This window comes from Nonomuraea sp. NPDC050790 (assembly GCF_044456745.1).
Classification (GTDB): Bacteria; Actinomycetota; Actinomycetes; order Streptosporangiales; family Streptosporangiaceae; genus Nonomuraea.
In genome coordinates, this window is the sequence record NZ_JBITGF010000009.1 from 296821 (window position 1) to 314104 (window position 17284).

Annotated in this window: 19 protein-coding genes; 9 read left to right on the forward strand and 10 right to left on the reverse strand. The window is 69.8% G+C overall.

Annotated elements, in window-relative coordinates; all coding sequences use genetic code 11:
• The first annotated feature begins 74 nt into the window (after window positions 1–74).
• From dnaB to ACIBEJ_RS40180, 3 genes are all read left to right on the forward strand, one after another.
• Window positions 75–3227: a replicative DNA helicase gene (gene dnaB / locus ACIBEJ_RS40170; protein WP_397188195.1), complete on the forward strand. Its 3153-nt coding sequence runs from the start codon at window positions 75–77 to the stop codon at window positions 3225–3227.
• A 103-nt stretch (window positions 3228–3330) separates the two neighbouring features.
• A complete protein-coding gene (locus ACIBEJ_RS40175) occupies window positions 3331–4296 on the forward strand; it encodes a small ribosomal subunit Rsm22 family protein (RefSeq protein WP_397188196.1) in 966 nt (321 codons plus the stop codon).
• 78 nt (window positions 4297–4374) lie between these two features.
• On the forward strand, window positions 4375–4821 hold the full coding sequence (locus ACIBEJ_RS40180; RefSeq protein WP_397188197.1) for a universal stress protein: 447 nt from the start codon (window positions 4375–4377) through the stop codon (window positions 4819–4821).
• Here the strand turns inward: ACIBEJ_RS40180 and soxR are convergent.
• Window positions 4818–5303: a redox-sensitive transcriptional activator SoxR gene (gene soxR / locus ACIBEJ_RS40185; RefSeq protein ID WP_397188198.1), complete on the reverse strand. Its 486-nt coding sequence runs from the start codon at window positions 5301–5303 to the stop codon at window positions 4818–4820. The two genes, ACIBEJ_RS40180 and soxR, sit on opposite strands and share 4 nt — an antisense overlap.
• A 9-nt stretch (window positions 5304–5312) precedes the next feature.
• The gene (locus tag ACIBEJ_RS40190) at window positions 5313–5750 is read right to left on the reverse strand and encodes an Lrp/AsnC family transcriptional regulator (protein WP_397188199.1); all 438 of its coding nucleotides are present in this window, start codon (window positions 5748–5750) and stop codon (window positions 5313–5315) included.
• A 55-nt stretch (window positions 5751–5805) separates the two neighbouring features.
• Between ACIBEJ_RS40190 and ACIBEJ_RS40195 the strand changes: the two genes are divergently transcribed.
• On the forward strand, window positions 5806–6711 hold the full coding sequence (locus ACIBEJ_RS40195) for an SMP-30/gluconolactonase/LRE family protein (RefSeq protein ID WP_397188200.1): 906 nt from the start codon (window positions 5806–5808) through the stop codon (window positions 6709–6711).
• A 5-nt stretch (window positions 6712–6716) separates the two neighbouring features.
• Here ACIBEJ_RS40195 and ACIBEJ_RS40200 read toward each other — a convergent pair whose 3' ends face one another.
• Complete coding sequence (locus tag ACIBEJ_RS40200; RefSeq protein ID WP_397188201.1) at window positions 6717–7451, reverse strand: ABC transporter permease; 735 nt, start codon at window positions 7449–7451, stop codon at window positions 6717–6719.
• The gene (locus ACIBEJ_RS40205) at window positions 7448–8356 is read right to left on the reverse strand and encodes an ABC transporter ATP-binding protein (protein ID WP_397188202.1); all 909 of its coding nucleotides are present in this window, start codon (window positions 8354–8356) and stop codon (window positions 7448–7450) included. Before ACIBEJ_RS40205 ends, ACIBEJ_RS40200 begins: the two co-directional genes overlap by 4 nt.
• 108 nt (window positions 8357–8464) lie before the next feature.
• Here ACIBEJ_RS40205 and ACIBEJ_RS40210 point away from each other — a divergent pair, with 108 nt between their 5' ends.
• The 4 genes from ACIBEJ_RS40210 (at window position 8465) to ACIBEJ_RS40225 (ending at window position 13047) form a co-directional block, all read left to right on the forward strand.
• The gene (locus ACIBEJ_RS40210) at window positions 8465–9898 is read left to right on the forward strand and encodes a sensor histidine kinase (RefSeq protein ID WP_397188203.1); all 1434 of its coding nucleotides are present in this window, start codon (window positions 8465–8467) and stop codon (window positions 9896–9898) included.
• Window positions 9892–10545 (forward strand): LuxR C-terminal-related transcriptional regulator, encoded by a 654-nt coding sequence (locus tag ACIBEJ_RS40215; RefSeq protein WP_397188204.1) that lies wholly within the window; start codon window positions 9892–9894, stop codon window positions 10543–10545. Before ACIBEJ_RS40210 ends, ACIBEJ_RS40215 begins: the two co-directional genes overlap by 7 nt.
• A gap of 359 nt (window positions 10546–10904) precedes the next feature.
• Window positions 10905–12002: a DNA polymerase III subunit beta gene (dnaN, locus tag ACIBEJ_RS40220; RefSeq protein ID WP_397188205.1), complete on the forward strand. Its 1098-nt coding sequence runs from the start codon at window positions 10905–10907 to the stop codon at window positions 12000–12002.
• A 151-nt stretch (window positions 12003–12153) separates the two neighbouring features.
• Window positions 12154–13047, forward strand: coding sequence for an aminoglycoside phosphotransferase family protein (locus tag ACIBEJ_RS40225; RefSeq protein WP_397188206.1), 894 nt, complete (start codon window positions 12154–12156; stop codon window positions 13045–13047).
• Window positions 13048–13180: 133 nt separating this feature from the next.
• Here ACIBEJ_RS40225 and ACIBEJ_RS40230 read toward each other — a convergent pair whose 3' ends face one another.
• The gene (locus ACIBEJ_RS40230; protein ID WP_397188207.1) at window positions 13181–13615 is read right to left on the reverse strand and encodes a MarR family winged helix-turn-helix transcriptional regulator; all 435 of its coding nucleotides are present in this window, start codon (window positions 13613–13615) and stop codon (window positions 13181–13183) included.
• A 42-nt stretch (window positions 13616–13657) separates the two neighbouring features.
• On the opposite strand from ACIBEJ_RS40230, the gene ACIBEJ_RS40235 reads away from it, so the two are divergent.
• Window positions 13658–13936, forward strand: a complete 279-nt coding sequence (locus ACIBEJ_RS40235; protein WP_397188208.1) for a hypothetical protein — start codon at window positions 13658–13660, stop codon at window positions 13934–13936.
• 55 nt (window positions 13937–13991) lie between these two features.
• Here ACIBEJ_RS40235 and ACIBEJ_RS40240 read toward each other — a convergent pair whose 3' ends face one another.
• From ACIBEJ_RS40240 to ACIBEJ_RS40260, 5 genes are all read right to left on the reverse strand, one after another.
• Window positions 13992–14669: a FadR/GntR family transcriptional regulator gene (locus tag ACIBEJ_RS40240; protein WP_184959174.1), complete on the reverse strand. Its 678-nt coding sequence runs from the start codon at window positions 14667–14669 to the stop codon at window positions 13992–13994.
• Between the two features lie 149 nt (window positions 14670–14818).
• Window positions 14819–16159 carry a helix-turn-helix domain-containing protein gene (locus ACIBEJ_RS40245; protein WP_397188209.1) on the reverse strand — a complete coding sequence of 447 codons (1341 nt, stop codon included), beginning with the start codon at window positions 16157–16159 and terminating at the stop codon, window positions 14819–14821.
• A gap of 97 nt (window positions 16160–16256) precedes the next feature.
• Window positions 16257–16787, reverse strand: a complete 531-nt coding sequence (locus ACIBEJ_RS40250) for a PH domain-containing protein (protein ID WP_214318985.1) — start codon at window positions 16785–16787, stop codon at window positions 16257–16259.
• Window positions 16784–16942 carry a hypothetical protein gene (locus tag ACIBEJ_RS40255; RefSeq protein WP_165977494.1) on the reverse strand — a complete coding sequence of 53 codons (159 nt, stop codon included), beginning with the start codon at window positions 16940–16942 and terminating at the stop codon, window positions 16784–16786. Before ACIBEJ_RS40255 ends, ACIBEJ_RS40250 begins: the two co-directional genes overlap by 4 nt.
• 97 nt (window positions 16943–17039) lie before the next feature.
• Window positions 17040–17264 carry a hypothetical protein gene (locus ACIBEJ_RS40260; RefSeq protein WP_397188210.1) on the reverse strand — a complete coding sequence of 75 codons (225 nt, stop codon included), beginning with the start codon at window positions 17262–17264 and terminating at the stop codon, window positions 17040–17042.
• Between the last annotated feature and the right edge of the window lie 20 nt (window positions 17265–17284).

Below are 17284 nucleotides of genomic sequence, written 5' to 3' on the forward strand. Positions count from 1 at the left end.
GAACCCGCGAAACTGTCAGACCGGTCGGCTACAAGTGGGGGTGGTGCGACCGCCTGCTAGTTCGAGGGGGCGCGGTGAGCATGGACGACGAAGAGCCGGGCAGCGGCGGCCCCAGTTTCGAACGTACCCCGCCCCACAACATTGAGGCGGAGCAGTCGGTGCTGGGCGGCATGCTGCTGTCCAAGGACGCCATCGCCGACGTCATCGAGATCCTGCGCTCCGACGACTTCTACCGGCCCGCCCACCAGATCATCCACGACGTCATCACCGACCTCTACGGCCGGGGCGAGCCCGCCGACGCCGTCACCGTCTTCGACGAGCTGCAGAAGCGCGGCGAGATGGCCAGGGTCGGCGGCGCCGCCTACCTCCACACGCTGACCGCGGTCGTCCCGACGGCCGCCAACGCGGGCTACTACGCGAAGATCGTGCGCGAGCAGGCCATCCTGCGCCGCCTCATCGAGGCCGGCACCCGCATCGTCTCCTACGGCTACGGCGGCCAGAACGAGGAGGTCGACGACCTGGTCGACCGCGCCCAGGCGGAGATCTACAAGGTCACCGAACGGCGCACCTCCGAGGACTACCGCCCGCTGTCGGAGATCATGCCGGGCGCCCTCGACGAGCTGGAGGCCATCGGCAGCCGCGGCGGGCACATGGTCGGCGTCCCCACCGGCTTCCAGGACCTCGACCAGCTCACCAACGGCCTCCACCCGGGGCAGATGATCGTCGTTGCCGCCCGCCCCGCCATGGGCAAGGCCCTCGCGCTCGACACCCCGCTGCCCACGCCCACGGGCTGGACCACGATGGGGCAGGTCGCCGTCGGCGACCACCTGATCGGAGCCGACGGCAGACCGACCCGCGTCGTGGCGGCCACGGAGATCATGTACGGCAGGCCGTGCTACGAGGTGGAGTTCGGCGACGGCACGGTGATCGTCGCCGACGCCCAGCACCAGTGGCGGACCACCACGCCCGCCGGAAGCCTTCCCGCCCGCCGCGGGGCCGTGGCGACGCTGGAGACCACCGCGGTGGTGACCACGGAGGAGATCGCCGCCACGCTGCGCTCGAACCACGCGGTCCCGCTTGCCGCCGCCTTCGACCTCCCTGAGCGCTCCCTGCCCACGCCTCCCCACGAACTGGGCCGCCTACTCAGCGCCGCTGAACCCGCCGGCATCCCCAGCGCGTACCTGCGCGCCTCGGAGCGGCAGCGCCGCGACCTCCTGGCCGGTCTCCTCGACTCCCTGGCAGGCACGGAGCTCACGCTGGCCAACCGGCGGCTCGCCGAGGACACCCTTGAGCTGATCCTCAGCCTCGGCCACCACGCGAGCCTGAGCGCCTCCGGCCACACGATCGAGCTCTCCACCACCGGCGCCCGTCACGTCGTCGCCGTCCGCCCGATCGCCTCGCGCCCGGTCCGCTGCGTCGAGGTCGACAACCCCGACCACATGTACCTGGCGAGCAGGGCCTGCGTCCCCACCCACAACAGCACCCTGGGCCTGGACTTCGCCCGGTCGGCGGCGATCAAGAACGGGATGACCACGGTCATCTTCTCCCTGGAGATGTCGCGCAACGAGATCACCATGCGCCTGCTCTCCGCCGAGGCCAGGGTCGCGCTGCACGCGATGCGCTCGGGCATGATGAGCGACGACGACTGGACCCGCCTGGCCCGCCGGATGAGCGAGGTGGCCGAGGCGCCGCTGTTCATCGACGACTCGCCGAACATGTCCATGATGGAGATCCGGGCCAAGTGCCGGCGCCTCAAACAGCGCCACGACCTGCGCTTCGTCATCATCGACTACCTCCAGCTCATGAGCTCGCCGAAGAAGACCGAGAGCCGCCAGAACGAGGTCTCGGAGATCTCGCGAGGCATCAAGCTGCTGGCCAAGGAGCTCGAGGTCCCGGTCATCGCGATGTCCCAGCTCAACCGCGGTCCCGAACAACGCACGGACAAACGCCCCCAGGTGAGCGACCTGCGCGAATCCGGCTGTCTCACCGCCGCCACCCGCGTCCTGCGGGCCGACACCGGGGCGGAGGTGTCGCTGGGTGAACTTTTGGAGTCCGGGGCGCGCGACATCCCGGTGTGGTCGCTGGACGAGCGGCTCCGGCTCGTCCCCAGAACCATGACCCACGTGTTTCCCAGCGGGGTGAAGGAGGTCTTCCGGCTGCGGCTGCGGTCGGGGCGGGAGATCGACGCGACCGCCAATCACCCCTTCATGACCCTGGACGGCTGGCGCCCCCTGGGCGAGCTGACCACGGGCGCCCGCCTCGCCGTCCCACGCCACACCCCGGCGCCCCGCCGGCTCCAGGAGTGGCCGGACGACCAGGTGATCCTGCTCGGACGCGTGGCCGGTGACGGCGCGGGTTCCGGGCCGCGCGGCCACGAGATGTTCGTCCCCGACGGTGTCTTCTCGCTCTCCAAGCGGCAGATCGCGCTGTTCCTGCGGCACCTGTGGGCGAGCGGCGGATGCGTCTGGTGGGACGAGAAGGCCGGGCGGACGCGGATCTCCTATGCCTCCGGCAGCCGGCGCCTGGTCGACGACGTGGCGCGACTGCTGATGCGCTTCAACGTGATGACGCGGGTGAGGAAGATCCGGAAGGACGACGACCACCGGCCGGGATATCAGCTGGTGATCGACGACGCGGAGAACCAGCTCCGCTTCCTGGACGAGGTGGGGGTGCACGGCGAGGGGTCCGCCCAGGCCGGCCGGTGCACCGATTCGCTCCGGAAGGTCACCGGCGACACCGGCGTCGACACCGTTCCGCGTGAGGTGTGGGAGCGCGTGCGCGACGTCCTGACGGAGCGGGGAACCACCCACCGCCAGTTCGCCGCCCAGCTCTCCGGCGGCGCGACGGGGAAGCCCGCGCCCAGCCGCGGCCGGCTGGGAAAGATCGCCGCCATTCTCGACGACGCGGAGCTGGACATCCTCGCCACGAACGACGTGTTCTGGGATGAGATCGCCTCCGTCGAAAGCCTGGGAGAGCAGCCGGTCTACGACGCGACCGTGCTCGGCACCCACAACTTCGTGGCCAACGGGATCAGCGTCCACAACTCGATCGAGCAGGATGCGGACATGGTCATCCTGCTGCATCGCGAGGACGCCTACGAGAAGGAGTCGCCGCGTGCGGGCGAGGCGGATCTGATCGTGGGCAAGCACCGTAACGGCCCCACCGCCACCGTCACCGTGGCCTTCCAGGGCCACTACAGCCGCTTCGTCGACATGGCCCAGCACTGACGCCGGAAAACCGGATGACGCGCCCGCCGCCGCGGAGTTAGCCTGCCTGGCGATCCCCAGGACGTGCCCATGCAGGCCGAGGACCCAGCCGAGGAGTCTCCTGTTGTATGCCCTGCCTGCCGAGCTCAGGCATGCCCTGACCGAAGAGCTCGACTCCCACCGCGAGCACGACCTGGCCGCCTCGGCCGCCGAGCTCACGGCGCGTTACCACCGTCCCATCGACCGGCCCGCGCTGCGGTCGGCGACCGACGTCGCCGCCTATGCCGCCGTCCGCATGCCCGCGACGTTCGCCGCCGTGCGGTCCGCGCTGGGTCAGGCGGCGGCCGTGGCGCCGGGTTTCCGCCCGCGTACGCACCTGGACGTGGGGGGCGGCACCGGCGCCGCGGTCTGGGCCGCCGCAGACTGCTGGCCGGACCTGGCCGAGGTGACCGTCCTGGAGCGCGACCGCGCGGCGGCGGGCCTCGGCCGCGCCCTGGCCGCCCGTTCCCCCCATCCCGGGGTACGGCGGGCCGCCTGGCGCCAGGCCGACCTGGCCAAGGACGTCACCACGGAGCCGGCCGACCTGGTGACCGTGTCGTACGTGCTGGGTGAGCTTCCCGAGGCGGCCAGGCTGCCGCTGGTCAGGCGGCTGGCCGGGCGGGCCGGGATGCTGGCGGTGGTCGAGCCCGGCTCGCCGGAGGGGTATGAGCGGGTGCTGGCCGCGCGTGACCTCCTGGTGGAGCTGGGCATGAACATCGCCGCCCCCTGCCCCCACGACGGCGCGTGCCCGCTCGGGCCGGGCGACTGGTGCCACTTCGCCGCCCGGCTGCCGCGCGAGAGCCTGCACCGGCGGCTCAAGGCGGGCTCGCTGGGTTTCGAGGACGAGAAGTTCTCCTATGTGGTGGCGACCACCGATCCGGTCACGCCGCCTGGGGCGCGCGTGCTGCGGCATCCGCGTACCAGGAAGGGGCTGGTGACGCTGACGTTGTGCGGCGAGGGCGTCGGCGACAGGAACGTCTCCAAGCGCGACGGCGAGCTCTACCGCGCGGCCCGCGACACCGCGTGGGGCGAGGCGTGGCCGCCGGTGTGACCCAGTAGACACGCGGCGGCGGAATCGGGCTGATCTTCGCATTGCTCTACGGGGTGACTAGGGAGAAGGGACGTCGCCATGACCATCTTGATCGCCTATGACGGTTCCGCCGACGCGAAGGCCGCCATCGAGTTCGCGGGCAAGCATCTCGCCCATGAGGCCACCGTCGTGCTCACGGTGTGGGAGCCGCTGCTGGTGCAGCTCAGGAGGCATCCCATCGCCGGTCCCGCGCTGATCACCGACCAGGGCGAGGAGTGGAAGGAGCTGGCCGAGCAGCAGGCCCAGGAGGGCGCCGAGCTGGCCGTGAAGGCGGGCCTGACCGACGTGACCGCCCGCGCGGTGGCCGATCGCGAGTCGATCTGGCGCACCATCGTGGACGCGGCCGAGGAGATCGACGCCTCCGTCATCGTGACCGGTTCGCGGGGTCTTGCCGGGGTGCGTTCCGTGCTGCTGGGCAGCGTGTCCAACCACGTGCTGCACCACGCCCACCGCCCGACCCTGATCGTGCCGCCGGCGAAGTCCTAGCAGGACGCGCAACTGGAGGCCGGGGAGAGCCGGGTGTCGATGCGCCTGGCTCCCGGCCCCTCGTCGCCCAGGCGGTCGAAGGGGTTGGCCAGGACGCACCGGTCGAGCGACAGGCAGCCGCAGCCGATGCAGTCGGTCAGGTCGTCGCGCAGCCGCTGGAGCTGCTCGATGCGGTCGTCGAGCTCGGTACGCCAGGCGGCCGACAGCTTGGCCCAGTCCTCGCGGGTGGGGGTGCGCTCCTCGGGGAGTTCGGCGAGGGCGTCCTTGATGGTCTTGAGCGGGATGCCGATGCGCTGGGCGAGCCGGATGAAGGCCACCCGGCGCAGGGTGTCGCGCGAGTAGCGGCGCTGGTTGCCGGCGGTGCGGCGGCTGACGATCAGGCCCTTGGCCTCGTAGAAGTGCAGCGCGGAGACCGCGACGCCGCTGCGCTCCGACAACTGGCCGACGGTGAGCTCCTTGGAATTCCACGGCGCCTTGCTCATCTGCGCAGCCTATGTCACCTGTGTCGGGCGATCGAAAAGGGTCTCCAGCACGACGATGGTCTGGGCGCCGGTGACGCCGTCGATGGCGAAGATCTTGCGCAGGATGTGCTGGAGTTGCTCGGTGCCGGCCGTACGGACCTTGACGAGGACGGCGGCGGGCCCGGCGATGACATGGGCCTCCTCGACGCCGTCGATGGCCTTGAGCGGCTCGGCCGTGCCGCCCATCCACACGCTGCCGTCCACCAGGACGTACGCGAGCACGCCGCGTCCCGTGGCGACCGGGTCCACCTCGACGGTGGTGCGCCGGATGACGCCGCGTTCGCGGAGTTTGCGCACCCGCTCGTGGGCGGCGCCGCTGGACAGCCCCACCGCCTTGCCGAGCTCGGCGTAGGAACGCGTGGCGTCCTCCTGGAGCTGACCGATCAGCATCCTGTCAATGTTGTCCACAACAGGATGGTAGTCGGCCATGGCCTTCCATTGCCGAATGAGGTTTGCTTCTGCTATGACGACCACGATTCCCACCGAGTTCGAGCCGTTCGACCCGCGCGCCGCCGAGATCCGCGGCGACCTGTGGACGGAGGTGCTCCACACCGGCGCCCGCTGGGCCGAGGGCCCGGTCTACTTCCCCGCCGGACGCTTCCTGGTGTGGAGCGACATCCCCAACGACCGCATGCTGCGCTGGGACGAGATGACCGGCCACGTCGGCCCCTTCCGCCAGCCCGCCGACTACGTCAACGGCAACACCCTCGACCGGGTCGGCCGGCTGATCTCCTGCGAGCAGGGCACCCGCCGGGTCACCCGCACCGAGGCCGACGGCCGCGTCACCGTGCTCGCCGACCGGTGGAAGGGCAAGCGCCTCAACAGCCCCAACGACGTGGTCGTGCGCTCCGACGGGTCCATCTGGTTCACCGACCCGTCGTACGGCATCGCCAGCGACTACGAGGGCCACCGGGCCGACCCCGAGATCGACGGCTGCCACGTCTACCGCGTCGACCCGGGCACCGCCGAGGTACGCCAGGTGGCCGGCGACTTCGAGCGTCCCAACGGCCTGGCGTTCTCCACCGACGAGAAGCAGCTCTACATCGCCGACACCCAGGCCAACCACATCCGCGTGTTCGACGTGCACGACGACGGCCGCCTGTCCGGCGGGAAGGTCTTCGCCGACACCGAGCACGGCAGCTTCGACGGCCTGCGCCTGGACGACACCGGCCGGATCTGGGCGGCCTGCGGCAAGGCGGTCAACTGCTACCACCCCGACGGCACCCTGCTGGGCCGCCTCAAGTTCCCCGAGCAGGTGGCGAACCTGGTCTTCGGCGGCCCCAAGCGCAACCGCCTGTTCGTCACCGCCACCTCGTCGCTGTACTCGATCCTGTCCGGCGTGCGCGGCGCCCGCCCGGTCTGGGGGTAGCAAGCTCACTCCCACCGGAACAGGCGCACGGCCAGCCCGCCGAACACCAGCAGCCCACCGGCCATGACGGCCAGGTGCGGAAGCTGGGGCGCGTTGCCCGCCCAGGCGTCGCGCAGTGCCTGGGCGAAGGGCCCGGCCACCGAGAAGTCGCCGATCGTGCGCAGGACCGGTGACATCAGCTCGCGCGGGATCCACATGCCCGCGACGAACATGAGCGGGAACATGATGACCGACCCGACCGGCGCCGCCACCTTGCTGTTGGTCAGGCTCGCCGCCACCACCAGGCCCATGGCCATGAGCGCGGCCGTACCGAGGAGATAGACGAGGGCGAAGGTGAGGGGCGCGCGCGGCGGGACGGTGCCGAGCACGAGATGGGCGCTGACGATGAGGACCACGCTGGACAGGACGGCGATCGCGACGTTGATGACGAGCTGCGCGGCCAGCACCCGCGCGGGGTGCACGGGCGTGGTCGACATCCTGCGCAGCACGCCGCGCTCGCGGTAGGCCGTGAGGGTCGTCGGCAGGACGGTGAAGGCCAGCGTGAGCAGGGCCAGCATCGTCATCATGGCCGGCATCTGGGTCTCGTTGAGCGACTGGCCGCCCAGTTCGGGCTTGCGCTCGGAGAAGCCCGGCATGCTGCCGAGGACGAGCAGCAGCGCCAGCGGGAGCGCGATGGTGAAGGCGATGCCGGGCCATTCGCGCAGTTGGAGCTTGGTCTCGACGGCGAGGATCTTCTTCATGAGATCAGCTTCTTTCCGGTGATGGCGAGGAAGGCGTCGTCCAGGCTGGCCTGCTCGATGCGCAGGTCGTTGGGGACGATCCGGTGTTCTGCCAGCGCGAGCGTGACCGCGGGCGCGAGGTTGCCCGAGCCGGTGACGACGAGGCGGACACCGCTGCGCTCGACCGCGCGCACCTCGGGCAGGGCGAGCAGGACGGCCTCGTCCACGGGGGAGGAGGGGCGGAAGCTGACCTCCTGGTCCCCGTCCACGGCCGCGACCAGCCCGGCGGGGGTGTCCACGGCGGCCACCTTGCCGCCGTCGATGAGCGCGACGCGGTCGCAGAGCCGCTCGGCCTCCTCCATGAAGTGCGTGACCAGCAGGATCGTGACGCCGTCCGCGCGGATGCGCTCCACGAGCTCCCACACGTCCCGCCGCGCCTGCGGGTCGAGCCCGGTGGTCAGCTCGTCCAGTACGGCCACGCGCGGCCGGCCCACCAGCGCCAGCGCCACCGACAGCCGCTGCCGCTGGCCGCCGGAGAGCTTGGCGAACCGGGCGTCGCGCTTGGCGGTCAGGCCGACCAGGTCGAGCAGTTCGCGCCAGTCGGCCGGGTCGGGGTAGAAGGAGGCGTACAGGTCCATGGCCTCCCAGACCTTGATCTGGTCGGGTAGCTGGGAGCTCTGCAACTGGGCGCCGAGGATGCGGCGCAGCCGGTCCCGGTCGCGGCCGGGGTCGATCCCGGCCACGCTGACCTGGCCGCCGTCGCGGCGGCGCAGGCCGGAGACGCACTCGACGGTGGTGGTCTTGCCGGCTCCGTTCGGCCCGAGGATGCCGAAGATCTCGCCCTCCTCGACGGAGAACGAGACGTCCTCGACGGCCACATGATCCTTGTAGGTCTTGCGGAGGTTGGTGACTTCGATCAGATCCATGCCACAGACGCTAGGAACGGCCGGTCCGCGGCGGAATCGCGCTAGCTCCCAAGCAAGGGTGTACTTAGATGCAGTGTCTGATTCGGCGCGTTCCGGCACACTGAGGACATGAGATCCGGTCGCGCGCTGCTCCTGCTCGCGACGGCGTTCGTCGAGGTCGGCATACTGCTGGTCGCGGTCCCGATGCTCACGCTCGCCTTCGCGTTCGGCATGGTCTTCCTCTTTCCCCCGCAGGTCATGATGATCAGGCGGGCGGCCGAGCTGACCAGGCGCTGGGCACGGGAGTGGGCCGGGGTGGAGATCGCCTCGCCGTACCTGCCCAAGCCGCCGCCCGCGCAGCGTCAGCCGGACGGCTGGTACCGCCACGACCGCACGCTCTACAAGACCCCGCGCATCCCCGACTGGAGCAACCGCTGGAAGTGGCTGATCGGCGACATCGCCACCTGGCGGGACTCGCTGTGGCTGCTCTGGGACCCGGTCGTCAAGCTCGTGCTCGCGCCGCTGCTCATCTTCCTGCCGCGCGTCGGGGTCCGCGTGTACGCCCTGTGGGCGCGCGTCCTGCTCTCGCCCACGGCGGCGAGCATGCTGGCGCTCCGGGTACGCCACCTGGACCGGGTGCGGAACCTGGCCAACGACACCCAGGCGGCCGAGATGCGCAGGATCGAGCGCGACCTGCACGACGGCACCCAGGCCAGGCTCGTGGCGCTCGGCATGACGCTCGGCGCCGTCGAGGAACTCCTGGAGAAGGACCCGAACGCCGCCAAGGCCCTGCTGGCCAAGGCCCGCGACGCCTCCGCCGACACGCTGACCGAGCTGCGGCGCGTGGTGCGCGGCATCCATCCGCCCGTGCTGGCGGAGCGGGGGATCGGCGACGCCGTACGGGCGATGGCGATGGACAGTCCGCTGCGTGTCGAGGTCGAGGTGGACCTGCCGCAGCGGCCCGAGGCGCCCGTGGAGGCGGCGGCGTACTTCGCGGTGAGCGAGCTGCTGTCGAACGCCGCCCGCCACGGCCAGGCCGAGCACGCCCGCGTCGACATCAGCCAGCACGACGGCGACCTGCGCATCACCGTCGAGGACGACGGCCTCGGCGGCGCCGACCCCGCCAAGGGCAGCGGGCTGGCCGGGATCGAACGCAGGCTGGCCGCCTTCGACGGCGTGCTCGCCCTGCACAGCCCGCCCGGCGGCCCCACGACCGTCACCATGGAGCTGCCGCGCTCGCTGCCGGAGAAGTGGACGAGCGGCGCGCTGCCCAAGATGCCGCTGTGGAAGACCGGCGTGGTCGTCTTCCTGTGGCTGACCGCGTGGTGCCCGTTCTTCCCGCAGGGAGTGGTGGCGGCGATCTTCAAGATCTTCTCCATCGACGAGAAGGCCTGGTTCCTCGCCCTCTACCTCGACGAACCCTGGCAGTGGCCGGTCATCGCCCTGATGATGCTGGTCGGCGGCAGCATGTACGTGGCGGCCGTCCTGATCCCCGCCGCCCATTCCCAGAAGGGCCGGTTCGCCACATCGGTTCCTCCGCGCCTATTGTTCAACCGATGCTGAACCGCGTCCTCATTGCCGAAGACCTGTACCTGCTGCGCGACGGCCTGGTCCGCCTGCTGCAGGCGCACGGCTTCACGGTCGTGGGCGCCGTGGAGACCGGTCCCGAGCTGCTGAAGGCCCTGGTCGAGCTGCGGCCCGACGTCTCCGTCGTGGACGTACGGCTCCCGCCCACCCTCACCGACGAGGGCCTCAAGGCCTCACTGGAGGCGCGCCGCAAGATCCCCGGCCTGCCCGTGCTGGTGCTGTCCCAGCACGTCGAGCAGCTCTACGCCCGCGAACTGCTGGCCGACGGCTCGGGCGGCATCGGGTACCTGCTGAAGGACCGGGTCTTCAACGCCGACCAGTTCGTGGACGCGGTGCGCAGGGTGGCGGCGGGCGGCACCGCCATGGACCCGGAGGTCATCTCGAAGCTGCTGGCCAGCAACGCGCGCAACGAGCCGCTGGCGGGTCTTACGCCTCGAGAGCGGGAGGTGCTGGAGGTGATGGCCGAGGGCCGGTCGAACGCGGCCATAGCGCAGCGCCTTTACCTGAGCGAGAGCGCAGTGGCCAAGCACACGGCCAACATCTTCGCCAAGCTCGACCTCGCACCATCGGACGACGACAATCGCCGCGTTCTGGCCGTCCTCGCCTACCTGAACAGCCGCTAACCCCCACTTCACACCTACCGCCCCGCCCCGCTGCGCACCCGCTCACCCCTCCGCGCTGGTTCACACACGCTGCCCCGACGGCGCGCCGCCCTCGCTGACCCCCTGCCGGCCCTCCGGCCTCCGCCCCACCTCCACACGGACACCGCGCCGGCCGACCTCCACGCCGCTTTCTCCCGCGCCGCTGCTCCGCTGCCGCTGGCTCCAACGTTGCCGGAGCTGCTTGTCCGTACCGGTTTCCGGAGGTTTGTGGGGTACCTGGTTGCCGTGGGCTCCGCCGTACAACTGCAGGAGGGGGAGGGGTTTGTCGGTGGTACCGGATACCTTTCATAGGAGGCAGGTGACACGAAAGGGTAGATCAGGTGAAATTCCGGGTTAGCCGTGATGTGCTGGCGGACGCGGTGGCGTGGGCGGCCAGGGTGTTGCCCAGTCGGCCTGTCGTCCCCGTCCTGTCCGGGCTGCTGATCGAGGCGGGCGACGACCTGAGCCTGGCGGCGTTCGACTACGACGTCTCCGCGCAGGCCAGGATCGAGGCCGACGTGGCCGAGCCCGGCAAGGTGCTCATCCCCGGCCGCCTGCTGGCCGAGATCAGCCGCAGCCTGCCCGCCGAGGACGTCCAGGTCGTGACCGAGGGCGCCGAAGCCATCCTGACCTGCGGCAGCGCCGAGTTCGGCCTCATCACGATGCCGGTCGACGACTTCCCGACCCTGCCCACGATGCCGCCGGGCATCGGCGCGATCGGCGGAGGAGTGTTCGCCGAGGCCGTGACCCAGGTCGCGCCCGCCTCCAGCCGAGACGACACGCTGCCCATGCTCACCGGCATCCGAGTAGACATAGAGGGCGAAAACGTAGCGATGGCGGCAACCGACCGCTACCGAATAGCCGCCCGGGACTTCACCTGGCGCCCCGCCGGCCCCGACGTAGCGGTATCGGCGATGGTGCCCGCAAGGGTGCTGGTCGAGGTGGCCAAGTCGTTGCGCGGCGGCGAGGTACTGATCGCGATGGGCGACGGCGTGGCCGGGTTCGAGAGCGTGGGCAGAAGCACCACGGTACGCCTGCTGGACGAGCAGTTCATCGACTACCGCACCCGGCTCACGGCAGATTGGTCCATCCGAGCCGACATCAGAGTGACCCCCTTCATAGAGGCCATCAAGCGGGTGGCCCTGGTAGCCGAGCGCAACACGGCGATCAGACTGACGTTCAGCAAGAACCAGGTCCTGATCCAGGCAGGCGGCGGCGACATCGGAAGAGGCACCGAGATCGTGGACTGCGACCTGACCGGCGACGAGATCCAGATGGCCTTCCAGTCCCACTTCCTCCTGGACGGCCTAACCGGCGTCCAGACAGAACTGGCCCGCATCAACATGGAATCCTCCACCCGCCCCGCCCTCATCCAAGACGTCCCCGGCGACGCCGACCCATCCTTCCGCTACCTGGTGATGTCCCTCCGCCAAGGCTGACCTTTCGTCCCAACCCCCACCCCCATCCGTTACGGCAAGCCACCCCCACGCCACCCGCCGCCGTGCGCGGGCGCCGATCGTGGGGATCGCTTCTCACGCCGGACAAATGCCCCACCGCAACGGCCCACCTTGACCAGTATTGTGGATCCGCATGACCGACACTGAGCGCGAAATCACCGCAGACCTGGTCCGTGACTTGCTGCTGGAGCAACATCCAGATCTCGCGGACCTGTCCATCCGCGAGGTGGCGGGCGGTTGGGGTAATCAGATGTGGCGGCTCGGGGACGAGTTGGCCGTGCGGATGCAGCGCATGGATCCCACCCCCGAACTTCAGCTCAAGGAACGGCGGTGGCTGCCCGTGCTGGCTCCACGGCTGCCGCTTCCGGTGCCGACCCCGGTGCGGTTCGGTGAACCGTCCGAGCGGTTTCCCAAGCACTGGACCGTGATGACGTGGGTTCCCGGGGAGCCGCTGGATCATGGGGCGATCAGTCGCGGCGACCATGCGGCCGACGTGCTGGCGGGGTTTCTGCGGGCGCTTCACGTGGAGGCGCCGGCCGACGCGCCGACGGCTACGGACCGCGGTACTCACCCCCGGGACTGCACGGGCGGCTTCGAGAGGTTCCTGGAGGCTGTGTCGCCGGAGGATGCCGCCGATGTCCGGCATGTCTGGGACGACGCCGTCGCGGCCGCCGGGTGGGAGGGGCCGCCGGTGTGGGTGCACGGCGATCTCCATCCGGCCAACGTCGTCGTCTCGGACGGGACGCTCTGCGGCATCGTCGACTTCGGCGACGTATTCGTCGGCGATCCGGCCTGGGACCTCGCCGCCGCATGGGTCCTGCTGCCCGATGGCATGGCCGCACGGTTCTTCGAGACGTACGCGCATGCGGACGAAGCGGCGATCCGGCGTGCCCGCGGACTGGCCGCCCTGAAGTGCCTCTTCCTGATGCTCATGGGGCAGAACGGAGATCAGGGCCTTCCCGGCGGCAAGCCCCACTGGGGACCCGCCGGCCGCGCGGCACTTGATCGTGTTCTCAAGGGCGTTTGAGCGCTCTCGGCCGTATGCGGGCGCGTTGACCGCGGGATCACCAACCGCGGGATGGGGACAGGGGTCACGACGCGCGGGATCATGACGCGCGGGATCGTGGGATCGCGAGATCAAACCGTGGATCGCCGCCGGTTCAGGTGGTGATCTCGCGGAACACGCGTTTGAAGGCCGCCCACTCGGCCTCCCCGACCGTCGCGGCATGCCGCCGCTCGATCTCCTGTACGACCGCGTCACTCCTGGCCATCTGGTCCAGCCCCAACTCGGTAGGCACGATCAGCTTGGCGCGGCGGTCCTTGGGGTCGGGGCGGCGTTCCACGTATCCAAGTTCCACCAACTCATCCACCAACGTCCCGATGACCTGCTTGTGCTGCCCGGACTGCGCGGACAGGTCGGTGGCGCGGCTCCCCTCGGCATCCAGGTAGGCGAGCACGGCCCCGTGCCGGGGACGAAGGCGGGGATGGCCCTGCTGGGCAAGGGTGGTGAACAGCTCCCGTTGGAAGGCGAACAACGTCCGGCTGGCGAGTATCCCCAGGTCAGGGTCCACCTTCTTGTACTCGCTGCGCCGCAAGGCGACCTCCGTTTAGTCACTGATCATGACTATAATAGGCGGATGACGACTGTGGAACTCACCCGTTTCAAGGCAGCCAAGGCCGAGGAACTTCTGGCGGCGCGCCCCGCCATGCTGGCCGACTTCGCGAAGGATCGGGCGGGGTTCCTGAACGCTCGCCTGGTACGCCTGCCCGGCGACGAATGGCTCGACATCGTCGAGTGGCGCTCACCCGACGACTTCGCCGCCTCGCGGGAGAAGGGCGCCAACCTCCCCGGGATCGCGGCCTTCTTCGCCGCGATCGACGCCCTGGTGGTGGCCGAGGAAGGCAGCCTGGAGTGACGAAAAAGAGTGACGAAAAAACTGACGAGGACGGGTGACGCGAAAGGAGGAAGGGTCAGCTCTCGTCGGTGAGGGCGATGAGGATGTGCTCCATGCACGCGTGCCCCGCCCGCTCAGCCGCGGCCGCGTCGCCGGCGGCGATGGCGCGGGCGATCGCGTCGTGCGGGATGTAGCTCTTGTTGAGCGAGGTGCCCGCCGCGGTGATGCTGGCCCGCAGCGCGGCCGAGAAGTCCTCGTACAGGTCGATGAGCACCAGGTTGTGGGTGGCGTGCGCGACGGCCATGTGGAAGGCCAGGTCGGCCTCCACGAACGCGTCGGGGTCGTCGGCCTCCCAGGCGCGGTCGCGCTCGGCCAGGCGGCTCTCGATGTTGAGGATGTCGGCGTCGGTACGCCGGGTGGCGGCCAGACGGGCCGACTCGACCTCCAGCGCCCGGCGGACCTCGAGGATCTCCAACTGCTCGGCCTGGCGCAGCCGGCGCAGCATGGCCCCGGACAGCTCGGAGGTGGCCCGTACGTAGGTGCCGTCGCCCTGGCGGCAGTCGAGCAGGCCGGCGTGGGTGAGCGCGCGTACGGCTTCCCTGACCGTGTTGCGGCCGACCCCGAGCTGCTCGGCCAGGACGGTCTCGGTCGGGATCTTGCCGTTCAACGGCCACGACCCTGACGTGATCTGCTCCTTGAGCTGATCGATCACCTGGTCCACGAGCGATGCCCGCTGTGCCGTACGCAGACTCACAGTCTGCCTCCTCCGGGGAAACCAATCATCCTATGAGTCAATGACTGGTAGACCCTAATTATTCCTGCCTGAGAGGCGCAAGTCTAAGCCTGCCGGGCAGGTGCCATCACCAGGGCCTCCACCCGAAAGGCCCTGGTCAGCGGAGGCGGCTAGCTGGTGCCGTGGGTGATGTGGGCGTCGGCCGTGACCCCCGCCATGAACGAGCGTACGCCTGCCGCCTCCAGCGCCCGGCGGTAGGCCGCCGTCTGCTGGCCGGTGGCGTTCGCCTCGCCGTAGAGGTCGCCGAGCTCGCGCCAGGAACGCGCGGCCTGCCGGTCGGAGCCGTACATCGGACGGCCGAGCCCGGCGAGCACGTCGCGCGCGGCGTCTAGGTGCTGGAAGGCATCGGCGCCCAGGCCCATCGAGACCTTGGCGATCACCAGGTGCGCCTCGGCCCTGCTCGGCGAGCCGTTGAGCAGGTCGATCGCGGCTCCGGCCAGCTCACCGGCCTTGGCGGGCTCGCCGGCGCGCAGGCGTACCTGGGCGTGGGCGACCAGGCTCTCGCCGTGCTCGGCCGCCGTGCCGGGCAGCCCGGCGAAGACGGTCGTGGCGGCGGCGGCCAGCACCTCGGCCTCGTCGACCGGGGACGTCTCCAGCTTCGCCCACCGCATGGCGGTGAAGGCGAGCTGCCGTCCGATCCGGCCGGTGCGACCGGCCATGATGGCGTCGTCGGCCAGGCGGACCGCCAGAGCGGAGTCCTCGCCCGCTGCCGCGGCGATGCTCGCCTGCCACAGTGCGTGGATCTCTCCGGAACGGTCCACAACGCGTGGTACACCACTCACGTCCAGGACCTGCTTGACGAAGGTGATCGCCGCCGAGTCGCCCTCCCCCTGCGTCTCGATCAGCGCCGCGGCGAGGTCCACCGCGAGCTCACCCTGCATGATCGCCAGCCTGGACGCCTGCGCGAGCGCGCCCGCGGCCAGATCGCGTGCCCTGAGCCGGTCGCCGGCCCGCTGGTAGCAGCGGCTCAGCGCCACGGTCAGCGGCAGGTCGGCCAGGCGCTCGGGGTGGGCGGCGGCCTCGCGGCGCAGCCGTTCGAACGCCTCGACGGCCTGCCCGAGGCGGCCCTGTGCTTCGAGCGCACGCGCGCGGCCGAAGCGGGCCTGCGCGGTGAGCATGGCGTTTTCCTCGTCCGCGGCCTTCACGATCTCCGTGAAGCGCTCGGCTGCCGTGGCCGCGTCGCCGTGCTGCAGCTCAAGCTCGGCATGGCGCAGCCCGAGCTCGGTGTCGATACGCTGCCTGGGCTCGATGCCGTGCAGGAGGAATTCGGTGGTGCAGCCCAGCCGTTCGGCGAGAAGGCGGGCCACGACAGGAGTCGGCGTGCGCTTGCCTGACTCGATGAGTGAGACGTAACTGTCCGACAGGTCGGGCCCGGCCAACTGCGCCTGGGACATCCGCCTGTTCAGCCGCAGTCCTCGGACGCGGTCACCGATGGTTCCCTGACTCGGCATCTCATCTCTCAAGGCGGGGAAGGGTCAACAACACGCAAATGATTGCATGAAGTAGCCGAATCGGGTATCCCCGCCTGAAGAATTCCCTACGGGGAGATTAATCGTCCCCCTCGTCCTTGCTGGGGAAAAGCATCTGGCAGACCTCCAGATACAGGGTCTCGGGGTAGGGAATGTACTCCACGGTGGACAGGGCCTGGTCCTGGCCGGCCGACTCCAGGATGAACTCCCCGTAACCGAGCATCCGCCCCAGCAGGGACCGCTGGAAGCTCATGTCCGTGACCTTCTGCAGCGGCATCATCGCGACCTTACGGGTGATCAAACCCGTGGTCAGCAACATCCGCTTAGAAGTCACCACAAAGTAGTCAACCGACCACTCCGCGACTTTCCAGACAAAGCGGATCAAGAGCAGCAACCAGAGCCACCAGACGACGACGAGGGCCGTGCCGCCCCCCTTGTCGCCGAAGAACTTGCTCAGCAGCCCGGCGATGATCAGGCCGCCGAAGACCTCGGCGACCGGACGGAGCAGCACGGCTGGGTGACGCCGTACCATGATGACCTGGTGTTCGTGGGGGAGTAGGTAGCGGTTGACCGACGACGGAGCAGAGTCCCCGTGGGTCACAAGTCTCATGCGAGGCTGTTCACGAATTGAGCCAGCGAGTCGGCCGCGTTGAAGACCGTGTCGAACGCACCCCTGACCGCGTCAGCGGCATCCGCTGGTCGCGCGAACAGGTAGTACGCGACAAACGCGATACCACCGTAGGTGAGGACTTTTTTGACCTGCACTGTCGCCTCCGTACCACTTACCCACTACACCCGCCGTATACGTTACCCACTACCTAGCCGGGGTAAAGCGCAACTGCGCCGGTTAGTTGTGATCTTCTTAGCCGCGCTCGCTGGCCACGAGCGCCAGGACGTGAAGGTGCTTGCGCGCGATCCGCTCGACCAGTCCCGCGTGGGCGTAGCCGGTCACTTCGAGCGCACCGTAATGGGCGGCTTCGACGCAGCGTGTGACCGTGGTCGCGGAGTGGACGCCGGCGAACTCGTCGCGCAGCGCCGTCTCGACTTCCGCGTACGGACTCGGATCGGCTTCGGTGCGATCGTTCATCGTGCTCCCTCACGCCCGCA

What these genes read in the sequence shown, in the direction of transcription:
- ACIBEJ_RS40180 (WP_397188197.1), top strand. Translation starts at nt 4,375, where the DNA reads ATGACCATCTTGATCGCCTATGACGGTTCCGCCGACGCGAAGGCCGCC.
- soxR (WP_397188198.1), bottom strand. Translation starts at nt 5,303, where the DNA reads ATGAGCAAGGCGCCGTGGAATTCCAAGGAGCTCACCGTCGGCCAGTTG.
- ACIBEJ_RS40195 (WP_397188200.1), top strand. Translation starts at nt 5,806, where the DNA reads ATGACGACCACGATTCCCACCGAGTTCGAGCCGTTCGACCCGCGCGCC.
- ACIBEJ_RS40200 (WP_397188201.1), bottom strand. Translation starts at nt 7,451, where the DNA reads ATGAAGAAGATCCTCGCCGTCGAGACCAAGCTCCAACTGCGCGAATGG.
- ACIBEJ_RS40205 (WP_397188202.1), bottom strand. Translation starts at nt 8,356, where the DNA reads ATGGATCTGATCGAAGTCACCAACCTCCGCAAGACCTACAAGGATCAT.
- ACIBEJ_RS40210 (WP_397188203.1), top strand. Translation starts at nt 8,465, where the DNA reads ATGAGATCCGGTCGCGCGCTGCTCCTGCTCGCGACGGCGTTCGTCGAG.
- ACIBEJ_RS40215 (WP_397188204.1), top strand. Translation starts at nt 9,892, where the DNA reads ATGCTGAACCGCGTCCTCATTGCCGAAGACCTGTACCTGCTGCGCGAC.
- ACIBEJ_RS40225 (WP_397188206.1), top strand. Translation starts at nt 12,154, where the DNA reads ATGACCGACACTGAGCGCGAAATCACCGCAGACCTGGTCCGTGACTTG.
- ACIBEJ_RS40235 (WP_397188208.1), top strand. Translation starts at nt 13,658, where the DNA reads ATGACGACTGTGGAACTCACCCGTTTCAAGGCAGCCAAGGCCGAGGAA.
- ACIBEJ_RS40245 (WP_397188209.1), bottom strand. Translation starts at nt 16,159, where the DNA reads ATGCCGAGTCAGGGAACCATCGGTGACCGCGTCCGAGGACTGCGGCTG.
- ACIBEJ_RS40250 (WP_214318985.1), bottom strand. Translation starts at nt 16,787, where the DNA reads ATGAGACTTGTGACCCACGGGGACTCTGCTCCGTCGTCGGTCAACCGC.
- ACIBEJ_RS40260 (WP_397188210.1), bottom strand. Translation starts at nt 17,264, where the DNA reads ATGAACGATCGCACCGAAGCCGATCCGAGTCCGTACGCGGAAGTCGAG.